Source organism: Ancylobacter moscoviensis (assembly GCF_007559435.1).
In the GTDB taxonomy this organism is placed as follows: Bacteria; Pseudomonadota; Alphaproteobacteria; order Rhizobiales; family Xanthobacteraceae; genus Ancylobacter; species Ancylobacter moscoviensis.
The window spans coordinates 91958-109425 of sequence record NZ_VMBP01000002.1 but is presented as its reverse complement, the minus strand read 5'-3'; the positions used below and the strand labels follow the sequence as shown (position 1 = coordinate 109425).

General features: G+C 71.6%; 11 protein-coding genes. 1 reads left to right on the top strand and 10 read right to left on the bottom strand.

The annotated features are described in order from the left end of the window. Nucleotides 1–22: 22 nt before the first annotated feature. From glgX to cbiE, 10 genes are all read right to left on the bottom strand, one after another. Nucleotides 23–4171: a glycogen debranching protein GlgX gene (gene glgX / locus FO470_RS06650; protein WP_144342177.1), complete on the bottom strand. Its 4149-nt coding sequence runs from the start codon at nucleotides 4169–4171 to the stop codon at nucleotides 23–25. Beyond that, the gene (gene glgA, locus FO470_RS06645) at nucleotides 4168–5625 is read right to left on the bottom strand and encodes a glycogen synthase GlgA (protein WP_144342176.1); all 1458 of its coding nucleotides are present in this window, start codon (nucleotides 5623–5625) and stop codon (nucleotides 4168–4170) included. The genes glgX and glgA overlap by 4 nt, the downstream gene beginning before the upstream one ends. 143 nt (nucleotides 5626–5768) lie before the next feature. Next, on the bottom strand, nucleotides 5769–7037 hold the full coding sequence (gene glgC, locus FO470_RS06640; protein WP_144342175.1) for a glucose-1-phosphate adenylyltransferase: 1269 nt from the start codon (nucleotides 7035–7037) through the stop codon (nucleotides 5769–5771). 23 nt (nucleotides 7038–7060) lie between these two features. Continuing rightward, nucleotides 7061–9295, bottom strand: coding sequence for a 1,4-alpha-glucan branching protein GlgB (gene glgB, locus FO470_RS06635; protein WP_144342174.1), 2235 nt, complete (start codon nucleotides 9293–9295; stop codon nucleotides 7061–7063). Nucleotides 9296–9447: 152 nt separating this feature from the next. After that, a complete protein-coding gene (locus FO470_RS06630) occupies nucleotides 9448–11952 on the bottom strand; it encodes a glycogen/starch/alpha-glucan phosphorylase (RefSeq protein ID WP_144342173.1) in 2505 nt (834 codons plus the stop codon). A 104-nt stretch (nucleotides 11953–12056) separates the two neighbouring features. Then, nucleotides 12057–12434, bottom strand: coding sequence for a DUF423 domain-containing protein (locus tag FO470_RS06625; RefSeq protein ID WP_144342172.1), 378 nt, complete (start codon nucleotides 12432–12434; stop codon nucleotides 12057–12059). Between the two features lie 3 nt (nucleotides 12435–12437). Next, entirely contained in the window at nucleotides 12438–13766 is a 1329-nt protein-coding gene (locus FO470_RS06620) for a cobyrinate a,c-diamide synthase (protein ID WP_144342171.1), read from the bottom strand. A gap of 277 nt (nucleotides 13767–14043) precedes the next feature. After that, on the bottom strand, nucleotides 14044–14802 hold the full coding sequence (cobM, locus tag FO470_RS06615) for a precorrin-4 C(11)-methyltransferase (protein WP_144342170.1): 759 nt from the start codon (nucleotides 14800–14802) through the stop codon (nucleotides 14044–14046). Further along, a complete protein-coding gene (locus tag FO470_RS06610) occupies nucleotides 14799–15197 on the bottom strand; it encodes a cobalamin biosynthesis protein (RefSeq protein WP_144342169.1) in 399 nt (132 codons plus the stop codon). Before FO470_RS06610 ends, cobM begins: the two co-directional genes overlap by 4 nt. Next, entirely contained in the window at nucleotides 15194–16462 is a 1269-nt protein-coding gene (cbiE, locus tag FO470_RS06605; protein ID WP_144342168.1) for a precorrin-6y C5,15-methyltransferase (decarboxylating) subunit CbiE, read from the bottom strand. Before cbiE ends, FO470_RS06610 begins: the two co-directional genes overlap by 4 nt. Here cbiE and FO470_RS06600 point away from each other — a divergent pair. Further along, nucleotides 16461–17249 (top strand): cobalt-precorrin-6A reductase, encoded by a 789-nt coding sequence (locus FO470_RS06600; protein ID WP_144342167.1) that lies wholly within the window; start codon nucleotides 16461–16463, stop codon nucleotides 17247–17249. The two genes, cbiE and FO470_RS06600, sit on opposite strands and share 2 nt — an antisense overlap. Nucleotides 17250–17468 lie beyond the last annotated feature (219 nt).

Genomic DNA, 17468 nt, shown 5'->3' with positions numbered 1-17468 from the left:
ATGCGAAGGGCGGAGCCGTTCTTCAGGAATGCGGGCCGCGTTCGCCCGCCATGGCGGCGAGCGCGGCCTGCGCGCGCGGGCTCGCCATCACCTCGGCCACCGGCCGGGCCAGCCGGCACCGCCAGTTCGGCCGCTCGCGGTCGGTGCCCGGCAGGTTCACCGCCACCTCCTCCCCCGCCAGGTCGTCGAGCTGGGCCAGCGCCAGCATGGAGGGAGTGCGGGCGATATAGCCGTGCACGGCGGCGAGGAAGGCGTCGTGGAGCGGCGCATCCGCCGCCGGCAGCGCGGCGATGAGCCCCTCGCTCAGCAGCGCCGCGCCCAGCCGTTCGCGCTCGCGCGCCCGTTCCGCCAGCGCCCGCGCGTAGGACTGCTCGTCCTCCAGCCCCAGCGTCCGTCGCTCCTTCAGATCCGCCCCCTCCCACCAGCCGGCGAGCGTCGGCAGGTCGTGGGTCGACACGCACGCCGCCGCGAGCGCGGGATAGGCGGCCGGCGGCGCGAAGTCCTCGCCCTGCCGCTCGAACCACAGCACCCGGTAGGAAAGCATGCGCTCGGCGGCGAGCTGGTCGCGCATGCCGAAGGGCACGGTGCCGAGGTCCTCGCCCACGACCACGCATTTCGCCCGCGCGCTTTCCAGCGCCACCTGCCCGGCGAGGTCCTCGAAGGGCATGGCGAGATAGCTGCCCTCTGCCCCGCTCGCCCCATATGGAATGAGGAACAGCCGGCGCAGCCCCATCACATGGTCGATCCGCAGCGCCCCGGCATGGCGCATGTTCGCCGCGAGCAGTCGGCCGAAGCGCCCGTAGCCGTCGCGTTGCAGGGCGAGCGGATCGAAGGGCGGCAGGTTCCAGTTCTGCCCCTCCGGGCCCAGCGGGTCGGGCGGCGCGCCGATATTCACCCCCGGCATCAGCATGGCCGCTTCCGACCACGCCTCGGCCCCGTCCGGCGCCGTGCCCACCGCGAGGTCGCGGTAGAGCCCGAGCGAGAGCCCCGCCTCCCGCGCCTTGCCGGCCGCCGCCGCGAGCTGCCGGTCAGCCACCCATTGCTGCCACAGCGCAAAGCGCACCGGCTGCGGGTGCGCGCGGGCGAAGGCCTTCACCGCCAGCCCGTCGGCATCGTCCAGCCCGTCCGGCCAGTCGCGCCAGTTCCGGCGCGGATGCGCGGCGGCGATGGCCTGATGGATGGCGAAGCGCTCCAGCAGCGCCCCGCCCTTGGCGACGAAGCGGTCGAAATCCGGGTCGGGCGCCGCCTCGAAGGTCGCGAAGGCCGCGGCCAGCGCCGTCTCCTTCGCCGCCCAGACGCCGGAATAATCGACCGCGCCCCCGGTCGCGAAACCGGCGAAGGGGGCCATCCCCGCGCCCAGCGCGGCGACGTCGATATAGATCGGGTCGAGGAAACGACGGTCGGAGGGGGAATAGGGGCTCGCCCGCTCGCGGTCATCGGCAAAGAGCGCGTGCAGCGGGTTGAGGCCGAGCACATCCGCTCCCGCCTGTGCCGCCAGCACGCCCAGCTCTCCCAGCGCCGTGAAGTCGCCAATGCCCTGGTCGAGCGTCCCCCGCCGCAGCGTGTAGAGATGGGTGCCGATACCCGACAGCCGCCCGCCCGCCGCCGGTTCCGGCGGCAGGTAGCAGGCCGGCGGCGCGACGGTGAGCCGGCATTCGCTCTCTCCGAGGACGAGCGTGTGCCGCCCCGCCGGCAGCTCCGGCAGCTCGATCTCGCGGATCCCCGCCAGCCGCCCGTCCGGCCGCTCCACCTCGCGGCGGAGGCCGTCCTCGGGCCGCACCGCCAGCTCCACCGTGCTCCCGTCCTCCAGACTCAGCGCGAGGTCGAGCCGGCGCGGCGCCTGCGCCGCCGTCCCCGCCAGCGTCAGCCGCCGGGAACCGCCGCTCCGCAGCACGCGGGCGAAAGGCACGTCGCGGCCGAAGCGCTGCCCGGAAAGCCGCGCGAGGCTGTCGCGCGCCTCCCCGTCGCCGCCGGCCGGCAGGCGCAGCGCGGCGAGGAGCGCGCGCTTTGTGTCGTCGCCCACCTCCCGGCGGGTGCCGTTCACCTCCCACCATTCCGCGTCGATGCCCGCCGCCGCCGCGAGCCGCTGCAACAGCGCGGGATCGCCGGCCCGGCGCGGCGCGTCGGGCGCCGCTTCCTCGACGAGGATGAGCGCGGAATGCGCGGCGAGCTCGAACGTCTCGCCGGTGCCGTCCGCCTCCGGCCGCGCGCTGTCGGCCGCCACCCGCCAGCGGAATCCCTCGCGCGAGGCCGGCGGCACCAGCGGCCGCGCCTCGGCGGAAGCGTTCAGCGCCACGCTCACGCGGTCCGCCGGCGCCTCGCCCTCGGCCGGGGCGTAGAAGACCGCCACCAGCGCCCGGTTTTCCGCCTCGTCCCACGGCACCGGCCCGCCATCGGGGGCGCGCCAGTCGACATCGGGAAAGCCGCTCGCGTCGACCGGCCGTCCGGTCAGCGGCGCCTCGCGCCGGAGCGCGGGATGGGCGAGGCGCAGCCGCACCAGCCGGGCGGTGAAGGCAGCGAGATCCTCATCCATGGCCGACCAGTCGAGCCAGGTCAGCGCGTTGTCCTGCGCATAGGCGTTGTTGTTGCCCGCCTGCGAGCGCCCGCACTCGTCGCCCATGGTGAGCATGGGCGTGCCGCGCGCCGCCAGCAGCGTCGCCAGCAGCGCCCGCATGTCGGCCCGCCGCGCCTCCCGCACGGCCGGATCGTCGCTCGGCCCCTCGACGCCGTGGTTCCAGCTCGCATTGGCGTCGGTGCCGTCGCGGTTGGCCTCGCCATTGGCCTCGTTGTGCTTTCCGCCGAAGGAAACGAGGTCGGCGAGCGTGAAGCCGTCATGGGCGGTGACGAAGTTGATGCCGCGCGAGAGCGGCCGCCGCCGCGCGGCGAAGATGTCCGCCGAGCCGGCGAGCCGGGTCGCCAGCTCCCCCACCCGCCCGGCATCGCCGCGCCAGAAGTGCCGCGCCGCGTCGCGGAAACGGTCGTTCCACTCGCCCCATTCCGGCGGGAACCGCCCGACCTGATAGCCGCCCGGCCCCACGTCCCACGGCTCGGCGATCAGCGCCAGTTCGCGCAGCGCCGGATCCTGCTGGAGCCCGGCGAGGAAGGGCGCCTCGGGGTCGAAGCCGTCGGCCCGTCGGCCCAGCGTCGCGGCGAGGTCGAAGCGGAAGCCGTCGAGCCCCAGCGCCGCCCAGCGCCGCAGCATGTCCATGCCGAGCCGCAGCACCGGCGCGCGTTCCAGCGCCAGCGTGTTGCCGGTGCCGGCATCGTTGACGAGGCGGCCGGCATCGTCCTTCGCGTGCCGGTAATAGGTCGCGTTGTCGAGCCCGCGCAGGCTCACCGTCGGGCCGAATTCGTCGCTCTCGCCGCTGTGGTTCAGCACCACGTCGAGCACCACCTTGATGCCCGCCCCGTGCAGCGCCTCGATCGCCCGCGCCACCTCCTCGAAGCCGCCCGGCGCGAGGCGCGGGTCCGGCGCGCCGAACACGATCGGGTTGTAGCCCCAGTAGTTCGAGAGCCCCAGCGGCGGCAGGTGCCGCTCGTCGATCCACGCCATGGCCGGCATCAACTCGACCGTGGTGATGCCGAGCCGCGTCAGGTGCTCCAGCGCCGGCGCCTCGGCCAGCGCGGCGAAGGTGCCGCGCATGGCGAGCGGCAGCCCCTCATGGCGCCGGGTGAAGCCGCGCACATGCAGCTCGTAGAACACCTCGGCGCCCCAGCGGAACGGCGGCGCTCGCCGCGGCGCCGGCTCGCCCGCCGCGACGATGGCTTTCGGCACCACCGCCGCGCTGTCCACCTCGTCCCGCTCCGCCCCCTTGGCGCGGGCGTCGAACAGGCTCGGATCGAGCCGGAACGGGCGGTCGAGCCGGCTGGCATAGGGGTCCACCAGCAGCTTGCAGGGGTTGAAGCGGTGCCCCTCCTCCGGCGCCCACGGCCCCGCCGCGCGCAAGCCGTAGCGCGCGCCGGCCGGCACGCCCGCAATATGGCCGTGGAACACGTCGCCGGTGCGGTCCGGCAGCGCGATACGGGCGATCTCGGCGTCGCACGCCGCATCGAAGAGGCAGAACTCGATCCGCTCCGCATGGGCGGAGAACACCGCGACATTGACCCCCGTCGCGTCCGCCGTGACGCCGAGCGGCTCGGGCCGGCCGGTCGAGACGCGCCAGTCGCTCACCCCGTCCGCTCCGCCGCGAGCTGGCGGAACAGCGTGTCATACTGCTTGGCCGCGCGCTCCCAGGAGACGTCCGTGGTCATGGCGTTGCGCTGCAGCTTCTTCCACAGCGCCTTGTCCTGCCACAGCCCGGCGACGCGCTTGAGCGCGAGCTGGAGCGCCGGCGCGGTGACGGGCGAGAACTGCACGCCCGTGCCGACGCCGGAGGTACGGGCCATCTCGTTCACGTCGATCACCGTGTCGGCGAGGCCGCCGACGCGCGCCACCAGCGGCAGCGCCCCGTAGCGCAGCGCCGAAAGCTGGGTGAGGCCGCAGGGCTCGAAGCGCGAGGGCACGATGAGCACGTCCGATCCCGCCTGGATGCGGTGCGCCACCGCCTCGTCATAGCCGAGCCGCACGCCGATCCGGCCGGGATGGCTGCGCGCCGCGCCGGCGAAGCGCCCGGCGAGGTCCGCGTCGCCGGAGCCCAGCAGCACGAGCTGCGCGCCGAGATCGAGCAGCGTGCCGAGGCTGTCGGCCAGCAGGTCCAGCCCCTTCTGCCAGGACAGCCGGCTCACCACGCCGAACAGCAGCGCGCCGGGGTCCGGGTCGAGGCCGAAATCGACCTTCAGCGCCACCTTGTTGGCGGCCCGCGCCTTCAGCGTCTTCACGTCGAAGGGGGCGGCGATCAGCGCGTCGGCGGCCGGGTTCCAGGTCTCGTCGTCGAGCCCGTTGAGAATGCCGGAGACCACGTGGCTGCGCGCCTGCAGCAGGCCGTCGAGCCCCATGCCGCCCTCCGGCAGCAGGATTTCCCCGGCATAGCCGGGCGAGACGGTGGTGATGCGGTCGGCGAGCTGGAGGCCCGCCTTCAGGTAGCCGACCATGCCGTAATATTCGATGCCGTCGATCGCGAAGGCATTGGCCGGCAGGCCCAGCATCGTCGCCACATGGGCGGGAAACTGGCCCTGGAAGGCGATGTTGTGGATCGTCATCACCGTTCCCGGCCGCCGCGTGCCGGAATAGTGGAGATAGGCCGGCGCGAGACCCGCCTGCCAGTCATGGGCGTGCACCACGTCCGGCACGAATCCCGGCACCAGCCCGAGGCCGAGCCCGGAGGCCACGACGCCGAGCGCGGCGAAGCGCTGGGCGTTGTCGGGCCAGTCGATCCCGTTCGGCCCGACATAGGGCCCGCCGGGGCGGTCATAGAGATGCGGCGCGTCGATGACGAAGAGGTCGAGCCCGCCCGCCCGGCCGGCGATGAGCTGCGCCGGCCCACCGAACAGGTGGTCGAAGCGGTGCACGCTCTCGCCCTTGCCGAGCGCCGCCTTCACCGCGGGATAGCCGGGGATCAGCGTGCGCATCTCGACGCCGTGCGGCGCCAGCGCCGCCGGCAGCGCCCCGGCGACATCCGCCAGCCCGCCGGTCTTCACCAACGGGAAAATCTCCGAAACGACCGAAAGAACCTTCAAGGAAGACACGCCCCGATCCCGAGCCCAGACAACAAGCACCTGCACGTTCCGCGCCAGGCGGGCGACTCGCGCAAACTGCCCAACATCCTGAACCTAAGCCGCTTTCTTGTCGCCCGGATGATCCGTCCCGGAGATGCGGAAGGCGGCGAACGCTAGGCTGGCAGCCGGTCGATCATCGCCTGGGTGATGAGGCAGATACCCTTCTCCGTCCGGCGGAAACGCCGGGCATCGAGTTCCGGGTCCTCACCGACGACGAGCCCCTCGGGAATGCGCACATGGGAATCGATCACCACGTTCTTCAGCCGCGCCGAGCGGCCGATCTCGACATAGGGCAGGATGACGCCGTTCTCGATCGAACCGTAGGAGTTGATCCGCACCCCCGTGAACAGCAGCGCCCGGCGCAGCGAGGAGCCGGAGATGATGCAGCCGCCCGACACCAGCGAGGAGATCGCCTGCCCGCGCCGGCCCTCGTCGTCGTGCACGAACTTCGCCGGCGGGGTGATCTCGGCATAGGTCCAGATCGGCCAGTCGCGGTCATAGAGATCGAGTTCGGGCACCACGCCGGTGAGGTCGATATTCGCCTCCCAATAGGCGTCGACCGTCCCCACGTCGCGCCAGTAGGGCGCCGTCTCCTGGTCGGAGCGCACGCAGGAGCGCGAGAAGTGGTGCGCCACCGCCTTCCCGTGCTTGACGAGGTAGGGAATGATGTCCTTGCCGAAATCATGCGTCGAGAGCGGGTCGGCGGCGTCGCGGCGCAGCTGGTCGATCAGGAACTTGGTCTCGAACACATAAATGCCCATCGAGGCCAGCGCCTTGTCCGGCTTGCCGGGCATCGGCGGCGGGTCCTTCGGCTTCTCCAGGAAGGAGATGATGTTGTCCTGCGCGTCGACATGCATGACGCCGAAGGCACTCGCCTCCGCGCGCGGCACCTCCAGGCAGCCCACCGTCACGTCGGCCCCCTGGTCGACGTGCTGCTGGAGCATGATCTCGTAGTCCTGCTTGTAGATGTGGTCGCCGGCCAGGATGATGATGTGGCGGGTGTCGTAGGCCTCGATGATGTCGAGGTTCTGGTACACCGCGTCCGCCGTGCCGAGGTACCACATGGTCTCGGAGACGCGCTGGCTGGCGGGCAGGACGTCGAAGCTCTCGTTGCGCTCGTGGCGAAGGAAGTTCCAGCCGCGCTGCAGGTGGCGGATCAGGCTGTGGGCCTGGTACTGCGTGGCGACGCCGATGCGGCGGATGCCGGAATTGATGGCGTTGGAGAGCGCGAAGTCGATGATGCGCGACTTGCCGCCGAAATAGACGGCAGGCTTGGCACGGCGGTCCGTCAGCTCCATCAGGCGACTGCCGCGGCCACCGGCGAGGACATAGGCCATGGCCGAGCGGGCCAATGGAGCATTCTGGATCGTCGGCCTTGCCATTTGGCGTTGTCTCCCTGAGGTCCCTATTGCCGCGACGTCGCCCCGCCCTGCGGCGTCGGCGCGTCCGGTTCCCACCTGAAGTAAAGCGTGGCGAGCGGCGGTAACACAATATGGGCGCTCGCCGGCTGCCCGTGCGCCGGCTCCTCGCCGGCCGTCACCGCGCCGAGATTGCCCATGCCGGAGCCGCCGTAGTTCTCCGCGTCCGTGTTCATGATCTCCCGCCACACGCCCGCATGGGGCAGGCCGAGCCGGTAGTGCTCGCGCGGCACCGGGGTCAGGTTGGAGACCATCGCCACCGGCGGCTCCCCGTCCGGGCCGAGGCGGAGCCAGGCGAACACCGACTGGTTCTTGTCGTCGACGACGATCCAGCGAAAGCCTTCGGACTCGCAGTCCCGCGCGTGCAGGGAAAGCTCGTCGCGATACAGATGGTTCAGGTCGCGCACCAGAAGCTGCATGCCGCGATGGTGCGGGCCCATGTCGAGGAGGTGCCAGTCGAGCGAGCGCTCCTCGCTCCACTCCCGGCGCTGGGCGAATTCCTGGCCCATGAACAGCAGCTTCTTGCCGGGATAGGCCCACATCATCGCGTAATAGGCACGCTGGGTGGCGAAGCGCTGCCAGTCGTCGCCCGGCAGGCGGCTGAAGACCGTGCCCTTCCCGTGCACCACCTCATCATGGGAGAGCGGCAGCACGAAATTCTCCGAGAAGGCGTAGGTGATGCCGAAGGTGATCTTGTCGTGGTGCCAGGGGCGGTAGACCGATTCCGTCGACATGTAGTCGAGCGTGTCGTGCATCCAGCCCATGTTCCACTTGAAGCCGAAGCCGAGCCCGCCGGCATAGGCGGGATGCGAGACGCCGGCCCAGGAGGTGGATTCCTCGGCGATCACCACCGTGCCGGGATGCGCGGCATAGATGGTCTCGTTGGCGCGGCGCAGGAAGGCGACGGCATCCTTGTTGTCGTTGGAGCCGTCCGGGTTCGGCGCCCATTCGCCTTCCTTGCGCGAGTAGTTCAGGTAGAGCATCGAGGCCACCGCATCCACGCGCAGCCCGTCGATGTGGAAACGGTCGAGCCAGTACAGCGCGTTGGCGATCAGCATATTGGCGACTTCGCGCCGGCCGAAGTCGTAGATCGCCGTATTCCAGTCGGGATGAAATCCGCGCCGCGGGTCCGGATGCTCGTAGAGCGCGGTGCCGTCGAAATGCGCGAGGCCGTGGATGTCGGTCGGGAAATGCGCCGGCACCCAGTCGAGGATCACCGACAGCCCCGCCTGATGCGCCCGGTCGACGAAGCGCGCGAAGCCGGCCGGGTCGCCGAAGCGGCTGGTCGGCGCGAACAGGCCGATCGGCTGGTAGCCCCAGCTCTGGTCGAGCGGGTGCTCGGAGACCGGCAGCAGCTCGATATGGGTGAAGCCCATCCAGGCGGCATAGGGAATGAGCTGGTCGGCCAGCTCGTCATAGGTCAGGAAGCGGTTCCATTCGCCCCGCCGCCAGGAGCCGAGATGCACCTCGTAGGTCGCCATCGGCCGCCGACGCGCCTCCCCGCTGTCGCGCGCGGCGACGTGCGCCTCGTCGTGCCAGACGAAATTGTCGGTGCGCGCCACCACCGAGCCGGTCGCCGGGCGCATCTCGCCGGCGAAGCCGAAGGGGTCGGCCTTCAGCGGCAGCAGGCGCCCGTCGGCGGCGACGATCTCGTATTTGTAGATCGTCCCCTCGCCCACCTCCGGCGCGAAGATCTCCCACAGCCCGCTGTCGACGCGCTTGCGCATCTGGTGCCGGCGGCCGTCCCACTGGTTGAAGTCGCCCACCACGGAGACGCGCGAGGCGTTCGGCGCCCACACCGCGAAGCGCACGCCGGCCACGCCCTCATGCTCGCAAGGATGCGCGCCGAGCCGCTCGTAGAGCTGGCGGTGCGTGCCCTCGACGAGGAGATAGTCGTCCATCGGCCCCAGCGCCGGGCCGAAGGAATAGGGATCGTGCAGCACCCATTCGCCGCCGTCGTTGCGGGCGCGCAGGCAATAGCGCGCCCAGGCGGGACGGCCGGGCACCAGCCCCTCGAAGAAGCCGGCATCGTGCCGGCGGCCCAGCTCGGCGATGACCGAGCCGTCGGCCTCGATGGCCTCCAGCGTGCCGGCATGGGGAACGAAGGCGCGGATGACGAGGCCGTCCGGGCTCTCATGCGGCCCGAGCAGGGCGAAAGGATCGTTGTGGCGGCCCCCAACGAGTGCGTCGACCTCCCGGTCGGGCGCCTGCCACGCGAACATCACGACCAATCCTTCCTGTGTCGGACCATCGGGTCCACGATAACGACGCAGGAAAGGTTCCTCTACTGCCAAAACAACATCCACGCGTCAGGACGATTCCGGAAGGCACGGCGGAGGCGGAGCCGGGCGAGGCGCCGCCCGGCTCGCCGGCGTCAGCGGACGGGCCGCACCGGCACGTTCCAGATCTCGGTGGCGTATTCGGTGATCGTCCGGTCGGAGGAGAACCAGCCCATATTGGCGGTGTTGATCGCGCTCGAGGTCCACCACGCCGCCCGGTCGTTCCAGCGCGCGTCGACCTCGCGCTGGGCGTCCCAATAGGCGTCGAAATCCGCCGTCACGAGGAAGTAGTCGTGGTGGCGCAGCGCATCGACCAGCGGCCGGAAGCGGTCGGGCTCGTCGGGCGAGAACACGCCCGAGCCCACCGCGTCCAGCACCTCGCCGAGGTGGTGGGAGTCGCGGATCGCACCCGCCTCGTCGATGCCGTTGCGGCGGCGCTCCTCCACTTCCTCGGCGGTCAGGCCGAAGATGAAGATGTTGTCGTCGCCGACATGCTCCTTGATCTCGACATTGGCGCCGTCGAGCGTGCCGATGGTCAGCGCGCCGTTGAGCGCCATCTTCATGTTGCCGGTGCCGGAGGCTTCCATGCCGGCGGTGGAGATCTGCTCGGACAGGTCCGCCGCCGGGATGATGCTCTCGGCGAGGCTGACATTGTAGTTCGGCAGGAACACCACCTTCAGCAGGTCGCGCACGGTCGGGTCGTCGTTGACCACGCGGGCCACGTCGTTGGCGAGCTTGATGATGAGCTTGGCCATCTGGTAGCTCGCCGCCGCCTTGCCGGAGAAGATCTTCACCCGCGGCGCCCAGTTCCGGGTCGGGTTGGCGCGCATGGAGTCGTAGAGCGCGATCGTCTCCAGCACGTTCAGGAGCTGGCGCTTATATTCGTGGATGCGCTTGATCTGGACGTCGAACAGCGCGCCCGGATTGACCTTGATGTCGAGCCGGTCACGGATGATCCGCGCCAGCGCCACCTTGTTCTGCCGGCGCACGGCGGCCAGCCGGTCGTGCAGCGAGGAATCGCCCGCGAAGGCTTCCAGCTTCTTGAGCTGCGAGGCGTCGTCCAGCACCTCCGGCCCGCACACGTCGACCAGCAGGCTGGTGAGGCCGGGATTGGCCTGGTAGAGCCAGCGGCGGAAGGTGATGCCGTTGGTCTTGTTGTTCATCCGGTCGGGGAACAGCCGGTAGAAATCCTTGAAGACCGTGGTCTTCATCAGCTCGCTGTGCAGCGCCGCGACGCCGTTGATCGAGTGCGAGCCGAGGAAGGCGAGATTGCCCATGCGCACGCGCCGGCCGTGATCCTCCTGGATCAGCGACACGGAGCTGGCCAGCGCGTCGTCGCCGGGGAACTCGGCGCGCACCTTCTCCAGATGCTTGGCGTTGAGCAGGTAGATGATCTGCATGTGGCGCGGCAGCACGCGCTCCATCAGCGGCACCGGCCAGGTCTCCAGCGCCTCGGGCAGGAGCGTGTGGTTGGTGTAGGAGATGGTGCGCACGGTGATGTCGAACGCCTCATCCCACTCGATGTCGTGCTCGTCGAGCAGGGTGCGCATCAGCTCGGCGACGGCGATGGAAGGATGCGTGTCGTTGAGCTGGATCGACACCTTGTCGGGCAGCGAGCGCACGTCGCCGAAGCTGTCGATATGGCGGCGGATCAGGTCGCGCAGCGAGGCGGCGGTGAAGAAGTATTCCTGCCGCAGGCGCAGCTCCTGCCCGGCCGGCGTCGCGTCGCTCGGGTAGAGCACCTTGGAGATCGCCTCGGCCTTCACCTGGTCGGCCAGCGCGCCGACATGGTCGCCCTGGTTGAAGGCGTCGAGCCGCAGCGGATCGGCGGCGCGGGCCGACCACAGGCGCAGCGTGTTCACATGGTGGCCGCGCCAGCCGACGATGGGCGTGTCATAGGCCACCGCCTCCACCGTCTCGGCGGGATGCCAGACCTGCTTCTTGCGGTCGCCCCCCATCGGGAGCGCCTCCACCGAGCCGCCGAAGCCGATATCGTAATAGACCTCGGGGCGCTCGAATTCCCACGGATTGCCGAAGGACAGCCAATCCTCGGGATATTCCTGCTGCCAGCCGTTCTTGATCCTCTGGCGGAACAGGCCGTGGTCGTAGCGGATGCCGTAGCCATAGGCGGCGATGGAGAGCGTCGCCATGCTGTCCATGAAGCAGGCGGCGAGGCGCCCGAGGCCGCCATTGCCCAGCGCCGCGTCCGGCTCCACCTGCCGCAGCCGGTCGAGGTCGACGCCGAGGTCGCCCAGCGCCGAGCGCGCCGTCTCCAGCATCTCCAGATTGGTCAGCGCGTCGAACAGCAGCCGCCCGATGAGGAACTCCAGCGAGAGGTAGTAGACCCGCTTGCGGCCTTCCGAATAGGTCTGGCGGGTCGAGGTGATCCAGCGGTCGACGATCCGGTCGCGGGTGGCGAAGGCGGTGGCGAGGAACCAGTCGCGATCGCTCGCCGCCGCCGGGTTCTTGCCCACCGCATAGGTGAGCTTGGAGATCACCGCCGCGCGGAACTGGGCGACGTCGTCCCCGCTCCCGCCCGCTGCCGGGCGCGCGACGGTCTCCGGCTTGTCCAGCATCTTCTCTTCGACCTCGACTGACATGTGCAGCTAGTGCTCCCGTTGCGGCTGCCGCCCCCGGCCCGGCCGGGTGGCGGGTGCCGTTCTCGCGAATACCGTTCTCGTTTGATGCAACCTTCTGGCCAACTTCAGCCGGCGCGGCTCCCCCGCTCGAACGCCGCCAGTCCCAGGACCAGCCATCCGACGATCAGCATAGTCCCGCCGATCGGCGCGGCCATAGGAAAAAGAACCACGTCCCAGAGCACCCGCCCGGCTAGCGTGCCGCTGAAAAGCAGCGTGCCCAGGGCGATGATTCCCCCGCCCGCCGTCGCGAAGGACCAGCCCTGCCCCCGCGCCGCGGCCAGCGCGCAGGCGCCGATAACCGCCGCCGCGCCGAGCATCAGGAAGCTGGCGGCGGTGGCGAGGTTCGGGTCGGGGTTCACATGCGCCCCGGCCGCCGCCGCGGCCACCCCCGCTGCTCCCATCAGGCCAGCCAGCAGGACGAGGAAGCGGCGATAGGCGTTCATGGTTCACTCCAGTTCGGCTTGTTCAACGGCGATGACGTGGAAGAAGGTTCCCGAGACCCGCCCGCGGCGGCTCCCGGCCGGTCCTATTCCCTTACCCTGTCCGTCGCTCAATTCGACAAGCGGCGCATCGTCGCCCTGACGTGTGACGCTGGCATAATGGAACTCGTGGCCGCGCAGCCGCGTGCCCGCCGGGCCGATCGGCGAGGCCGCCAGCGTCGCCGCCCGCCGGTAGCCGAGATTGAGCTTTCGCCGGGCGAAGCTGGTGGCGTGGCCGAGCAGGCCGAGCATGCGGTGCGGCACGCCCTCGGCATCCTCGATCGCCTCGCCCAGCACCATGAAGCCGCCGCACTCCCCATGCACCGGCCGCGTCCGCGCGAAGTCCCGCACGCCGTCGAGGAAATGCGCGGCGCTCGCCAGCGTGCCGGCATGCAGCTCGGGATAGCCGCCCGGCAGCCAGCAGGCGTCGGCGTCCGCCGCCGGCGCCTCGTCGGCGAGCGGCGAGAACGGCAGGATTTCCGCCCCCGCCCGCCGCCAGCCGGCGACCAGATGCTCATAGGCGAAGGAGAAGGCGACGTCGCTGGCGAGCGCGATGCGCTGGCCGGGCGGCGGCAGCGCCAGCGGCGCCGGCCCTCCGGCGGGCATCATCGGCACGGCGATCCCCGCCAGCGCATCGAGGTCGATATGCCGCTCCGCCCGCTCCGCCAGCGCGGCGAGCTGCCCGGCAAGCTCGGGATGCTCGGCGGCCTGCACGAGGCCGAGATGCCGCTCCGGCAGGCTCACCGCCCCCTCACGCGGCAGACTGCCCAATATCTGGATACCCAGCGCGGCGATCGCCTCGCCCGCCTGCGCACGGTGGCGCTCGCTCGCCACCTTGTTGAGGATCACCCCGGCGATCCGCACGTCGGGATCGTGCGTCGCGAAGCCCCGCACCACGGCGGCGGCCGATTGCGACTGGCCGGAAATGTCGAGCACCAGCACCACCGGCAGGCCGAGCCGCGCCGCGAGGTCCGCCGCCGCCCCCGTCCGCCCCGGCTCGCCGACGATGCCGTCGAACAGCCCCATCGATGCCTCGACGATGACGAGATCGGCGCCTTCCGCCGCCTCCGCGGCCAGCGCGTCGATCAGCGCGGGCGGCATGGCGAAGCTGTCGAGGTTCAGCCCCGGCCGGCCCGTGGCGGCGGCATGGAAGGCGGGGTCGATATAATCCGGCCCGGACTTCACCGCGCGCACGCCGACGCCCCGCGCCGCGAAGGCCGAGGCGAGCCCGAGCGTCACCGTCGTCTTGCCCGACCCCGAGCGCGGCGCCGCGATGATGAAGCCGCGCGCGGTCATGAAATGGCTCCAGCGGCTACATCCTTCGAGGCCGGCGGCAAGGTCTCAGCGGCGATGACAAAGGCGCCGTCATGGCCGGGCTTGTCCCGGCCATCCACGCCTATCGGCCGGGTAGAAGCGGTGGCAAAGTCGTGGACCCCCGGGACACGCCCGGGGATGACGGCGTTCGGGGACGTGTCCGTCAGGCTCTTGGGATGACGTTGCTTTCCCGGGGGCACGTCGTCCCGAGGTGCCCGGGCATGGCCCGCGCCTCGACGGGTGCTAATCTCGCGCCTCCTCATCCCCGCCCCCGGAAGCGGCGCTGATAGGCGGCGTCGTAGAGCGCGCTCTCGCGGAAATCCTCCGCCGCCAGCGCCCGCCCGACCATGATCAGCGCCGTGCGCTCCACCGGCTCGGCCGCGACCTTGGCAAGGATGTCGCCGAGCGTGCCGGCGATGACCCGCTCGGCTGGCCGCGTCGCCTCCACCACCACGGCGACCGGGCAGTCGGCGCCGTAGAGCGGCGTCAGCTCGCGCACCACCGTCTCCAGCGCATGGATGGCGAGATGGATGGCGAGCGTCGCGCCCGTCGCGCCGAAGGCGGCCAGCGTCTCGCCCTCCGGCATGGCCGAGGCCCGCCCGGAAACCCGCGTGATGACCACGCTCTGCGCCAGCCCCGGCACGGTCAGCTCGCGTCCCAGCACCGCGCTCGCCGCCGCGAAGGCCGGCACGCCGGGGGTGAGCGTGTAGGCGATCCCGGCCCGCTCCAGCCGCCGCGTCTGCTCGGCCACCGCCGAATAGATCGACAGGTCGCCGGACTGCAGCCGCGCCACGTCGAGCCCGGCGGCGGCGGCGGCAAGGAATTCCGCCTCGATCTCGTCGAGCGACAGCGGCGCCGTGTCGACGATGCGCGCGCCCTCCGGGCACCAGCCCAGCACCTCGGGCGGCACGATGGAGCCGGCATAGAGGCAGACGGGGCAGCGGGCGATGAGGTCGCGCCCGCGCAGCGTCATCAGGTCCGCTGCGCCGGGCCCGGCGCCGATGAAATGCACGGTCACGGCGTCTCCACCCCTTTTTCAGCCTCGCGCGCCAGCGCGCAGGTCACCGGCCCCAGCACGAAGCGCGGCCCGATCAGCGTCGAGCGCCGGCCGGCCACCGCCAGCGCCGAGGCTTCCGCCACCGAGGGCACGCCCATCAGCGCCACCACGCGCTCGGAATGCGTCACCGCCCGTTCCCCGGCGGATTCCAGCTGCGCCTGCGGCACCATCACCAACAGCAGCCCGAGATCGAGCGCCGCCTTGATGATGCCGGCCTCGCCGCCCTTGATCGCCGGCGTCGCCATCACCGAGATGTCGCACAGCTTCACGTCGTGGCGCGCCAGCGCCCCGCGCACCGCCGCGCAGACCTCCTCCGCCGTCACCCCGCGACGGCTGCCGACGCCGGCCACGATCACGACGCGCCTCCCGGCTTCGCCCAGCTCCATTGCGTCACCGGCATCGCCGGCCGCCAGCCGGTGAGCCCCCCCACCGGCGCCGCGCGGGCGACGGAAAGGCGCACCAGCTCGCCGCCCTGCGCCGCGTGGCGGGCGATCAGCAGCGCCTCGGTCTCCAGCGTCACCGCGTTGACGACCAGCCGCCCGCCCGGCTTCAGCGCCGCGATGGCGGCGTCCATCACGCCCGGTTCGCCCGCCCCGCCGCCGATGAACACCACGTCGGGCGCCGGCAGGTCGGCCAGCGCATCCGGCGCCCGGCCCTCGACGATCGCGAGCCCCGGCACGCCGAGCGCCTGCGCGTTGCGCCGCGCCCGCGCCGCCCGCTCCGGCCGCTCCTCGATGCCGACCGCTTCGAGCGAGGGGTCGGCCAGCATCCATTCGATGCTGACGGACCCCGCCCCGGCGCCGATGTCCCACAGAAGCTCGCCCCGGCGCGGCGCCAGGGCGGAAAGCGTCAGCGCCCGGATCTCGCGCTTGGTGAGCTGCCCGTCATGCTCGAACAGGTCGTCCGGCAGGCCGGGCGCACGGGCGATGATCCGTGCGCCCTCCCCCGCCGCGACCTCGATGCCCAGAAGGTTGAGCGGGTCGACATCGGCGAGGTCGAACGCCGCCGCCGTCGCCGAGCGCACCCGCTCGCGCGGCCCGCCCAGCGCTTCCAGCACGTGCAGCGTGGAGCCGCCGAAGCCGCTCCCGGTCATCAGCCTGGCGATCTCGCCCGGTCCCGCCCCGTCGGAGGTCAGCACCAGCAGCCGCCGGCCGGGATGCAGATGCGCGCGGACGAGATCGAGCGAGCGGCCATGCACGGTCAGGCACGTCGTCTCCGCCAGCGGCCAGCCGAGGCGGGCACCGGCGAGGCTGTAGGAAGACGGCGCGGGAATGACCCGCATCTCCCCGGCCGGCAGGTGGCGCGCCAGCGTCGCGCCGACGCCGTGGAGGAACGGGTCGCCCGAGGCGAGGACGCAGACCTTCCGTCCGCGCATGGCGAGCACCTGCTCGATCCCCCGCTCGAACGGGCTCGGCCACGCCACTGCCGTTCCCGTCACCGACGCACCCGCCAGCGCCAGATGCCGCGCCCCGCCGAACACCACCTCCGCCGCCTCGATGGCGGCGCGGGCGGCGGGCGAGAGGCCATCGAGGCCCTCCTCGCCGATCCCGACGATGGACAACCAGCGCGCCTCCGGCGCATCGTCGCGCCGCCCGATGGCTATGGACTCAGTGCCCTGCATGACCCTGCCCGACCCGAACCGCGATACGCGCCCACGCCTGCTCATCCTCGGCGGCACGGCCGAGGCGCGCGCGCTGGCGCAGGCGCTTGCCGCGCGCGGCGATTACGAGGTCAGCCTGTCGCTTGCCGGGCGCACGCGCAACCCGCTCGACCTGCCCGCCCCCACCCGCTCGGGCGGCTTCGGCGGCACGGAGGGGCTGGCGGCGCATCTCAAGGCGGAGCGCATCGACGCGCTGATCGACGCCACCCATCCCTTCGCCGCCGTCATCTCGCGCAACGCGGCCGAGGCCGCGCGCATCGCCGGCGTGCCGCTGCTCGCCCTGGCCCGCCCCGCCTGGACCCGCCGGCCGGGCGATGTCTGGACCGAGGCCGCCGACATCCCGGAGGCGGTGGCGAGGCTCGGCGCCGCGCCGCGCCAGGTGCTGGTCGCGCTCGGCCGCAACGAGGTCCGCGCGCTCGAGGCCGCCCCGCAGCACCATTACCTCGTGCGCAGCATCGATCCCGTCGCCCCACCCCTCGCCGTGCCGCACGCCCGCTACATCGAGGCGCGCGGCCCCTTCGCGGAGGCGGACGAGCGGGCGCTGCTTGAGGAGCACCGCATCGACGCGGTGCTGTCGAAGAACAGCGGCGGCGCGGCGACCTACGGCAAGCTGGAAGCCGCCCGCGCGCTCGGCATCGAGGTCATCATGGTGGCGCGTCCCGCCCGCCCCGAGGTCGAGACGGTGGAAAGCGTGGAGGCGGCGGTAGCGTGGCTGCAGGGGCTCGGCCTGCCGAAATCCCCGGCTTGAGCCTTCTCCATTCCGCCCCTGCCGACATCTGACCGTCATCCCCGGGCTTGACCCGGGGACCCACGACTTTGGCCGGGTGTTCGGGGAAAAGGAAGGCGTGAATGGCCGGAACTCGGGCTTGCCCGAGTTCCGCACTCTGGCGACCGAAGCCGGCATTTGCCGACTTCGGGCCAAGCCCGGCCATGACGAACCCCTGAGCGGGCAGCTCGCAAGGGCCGA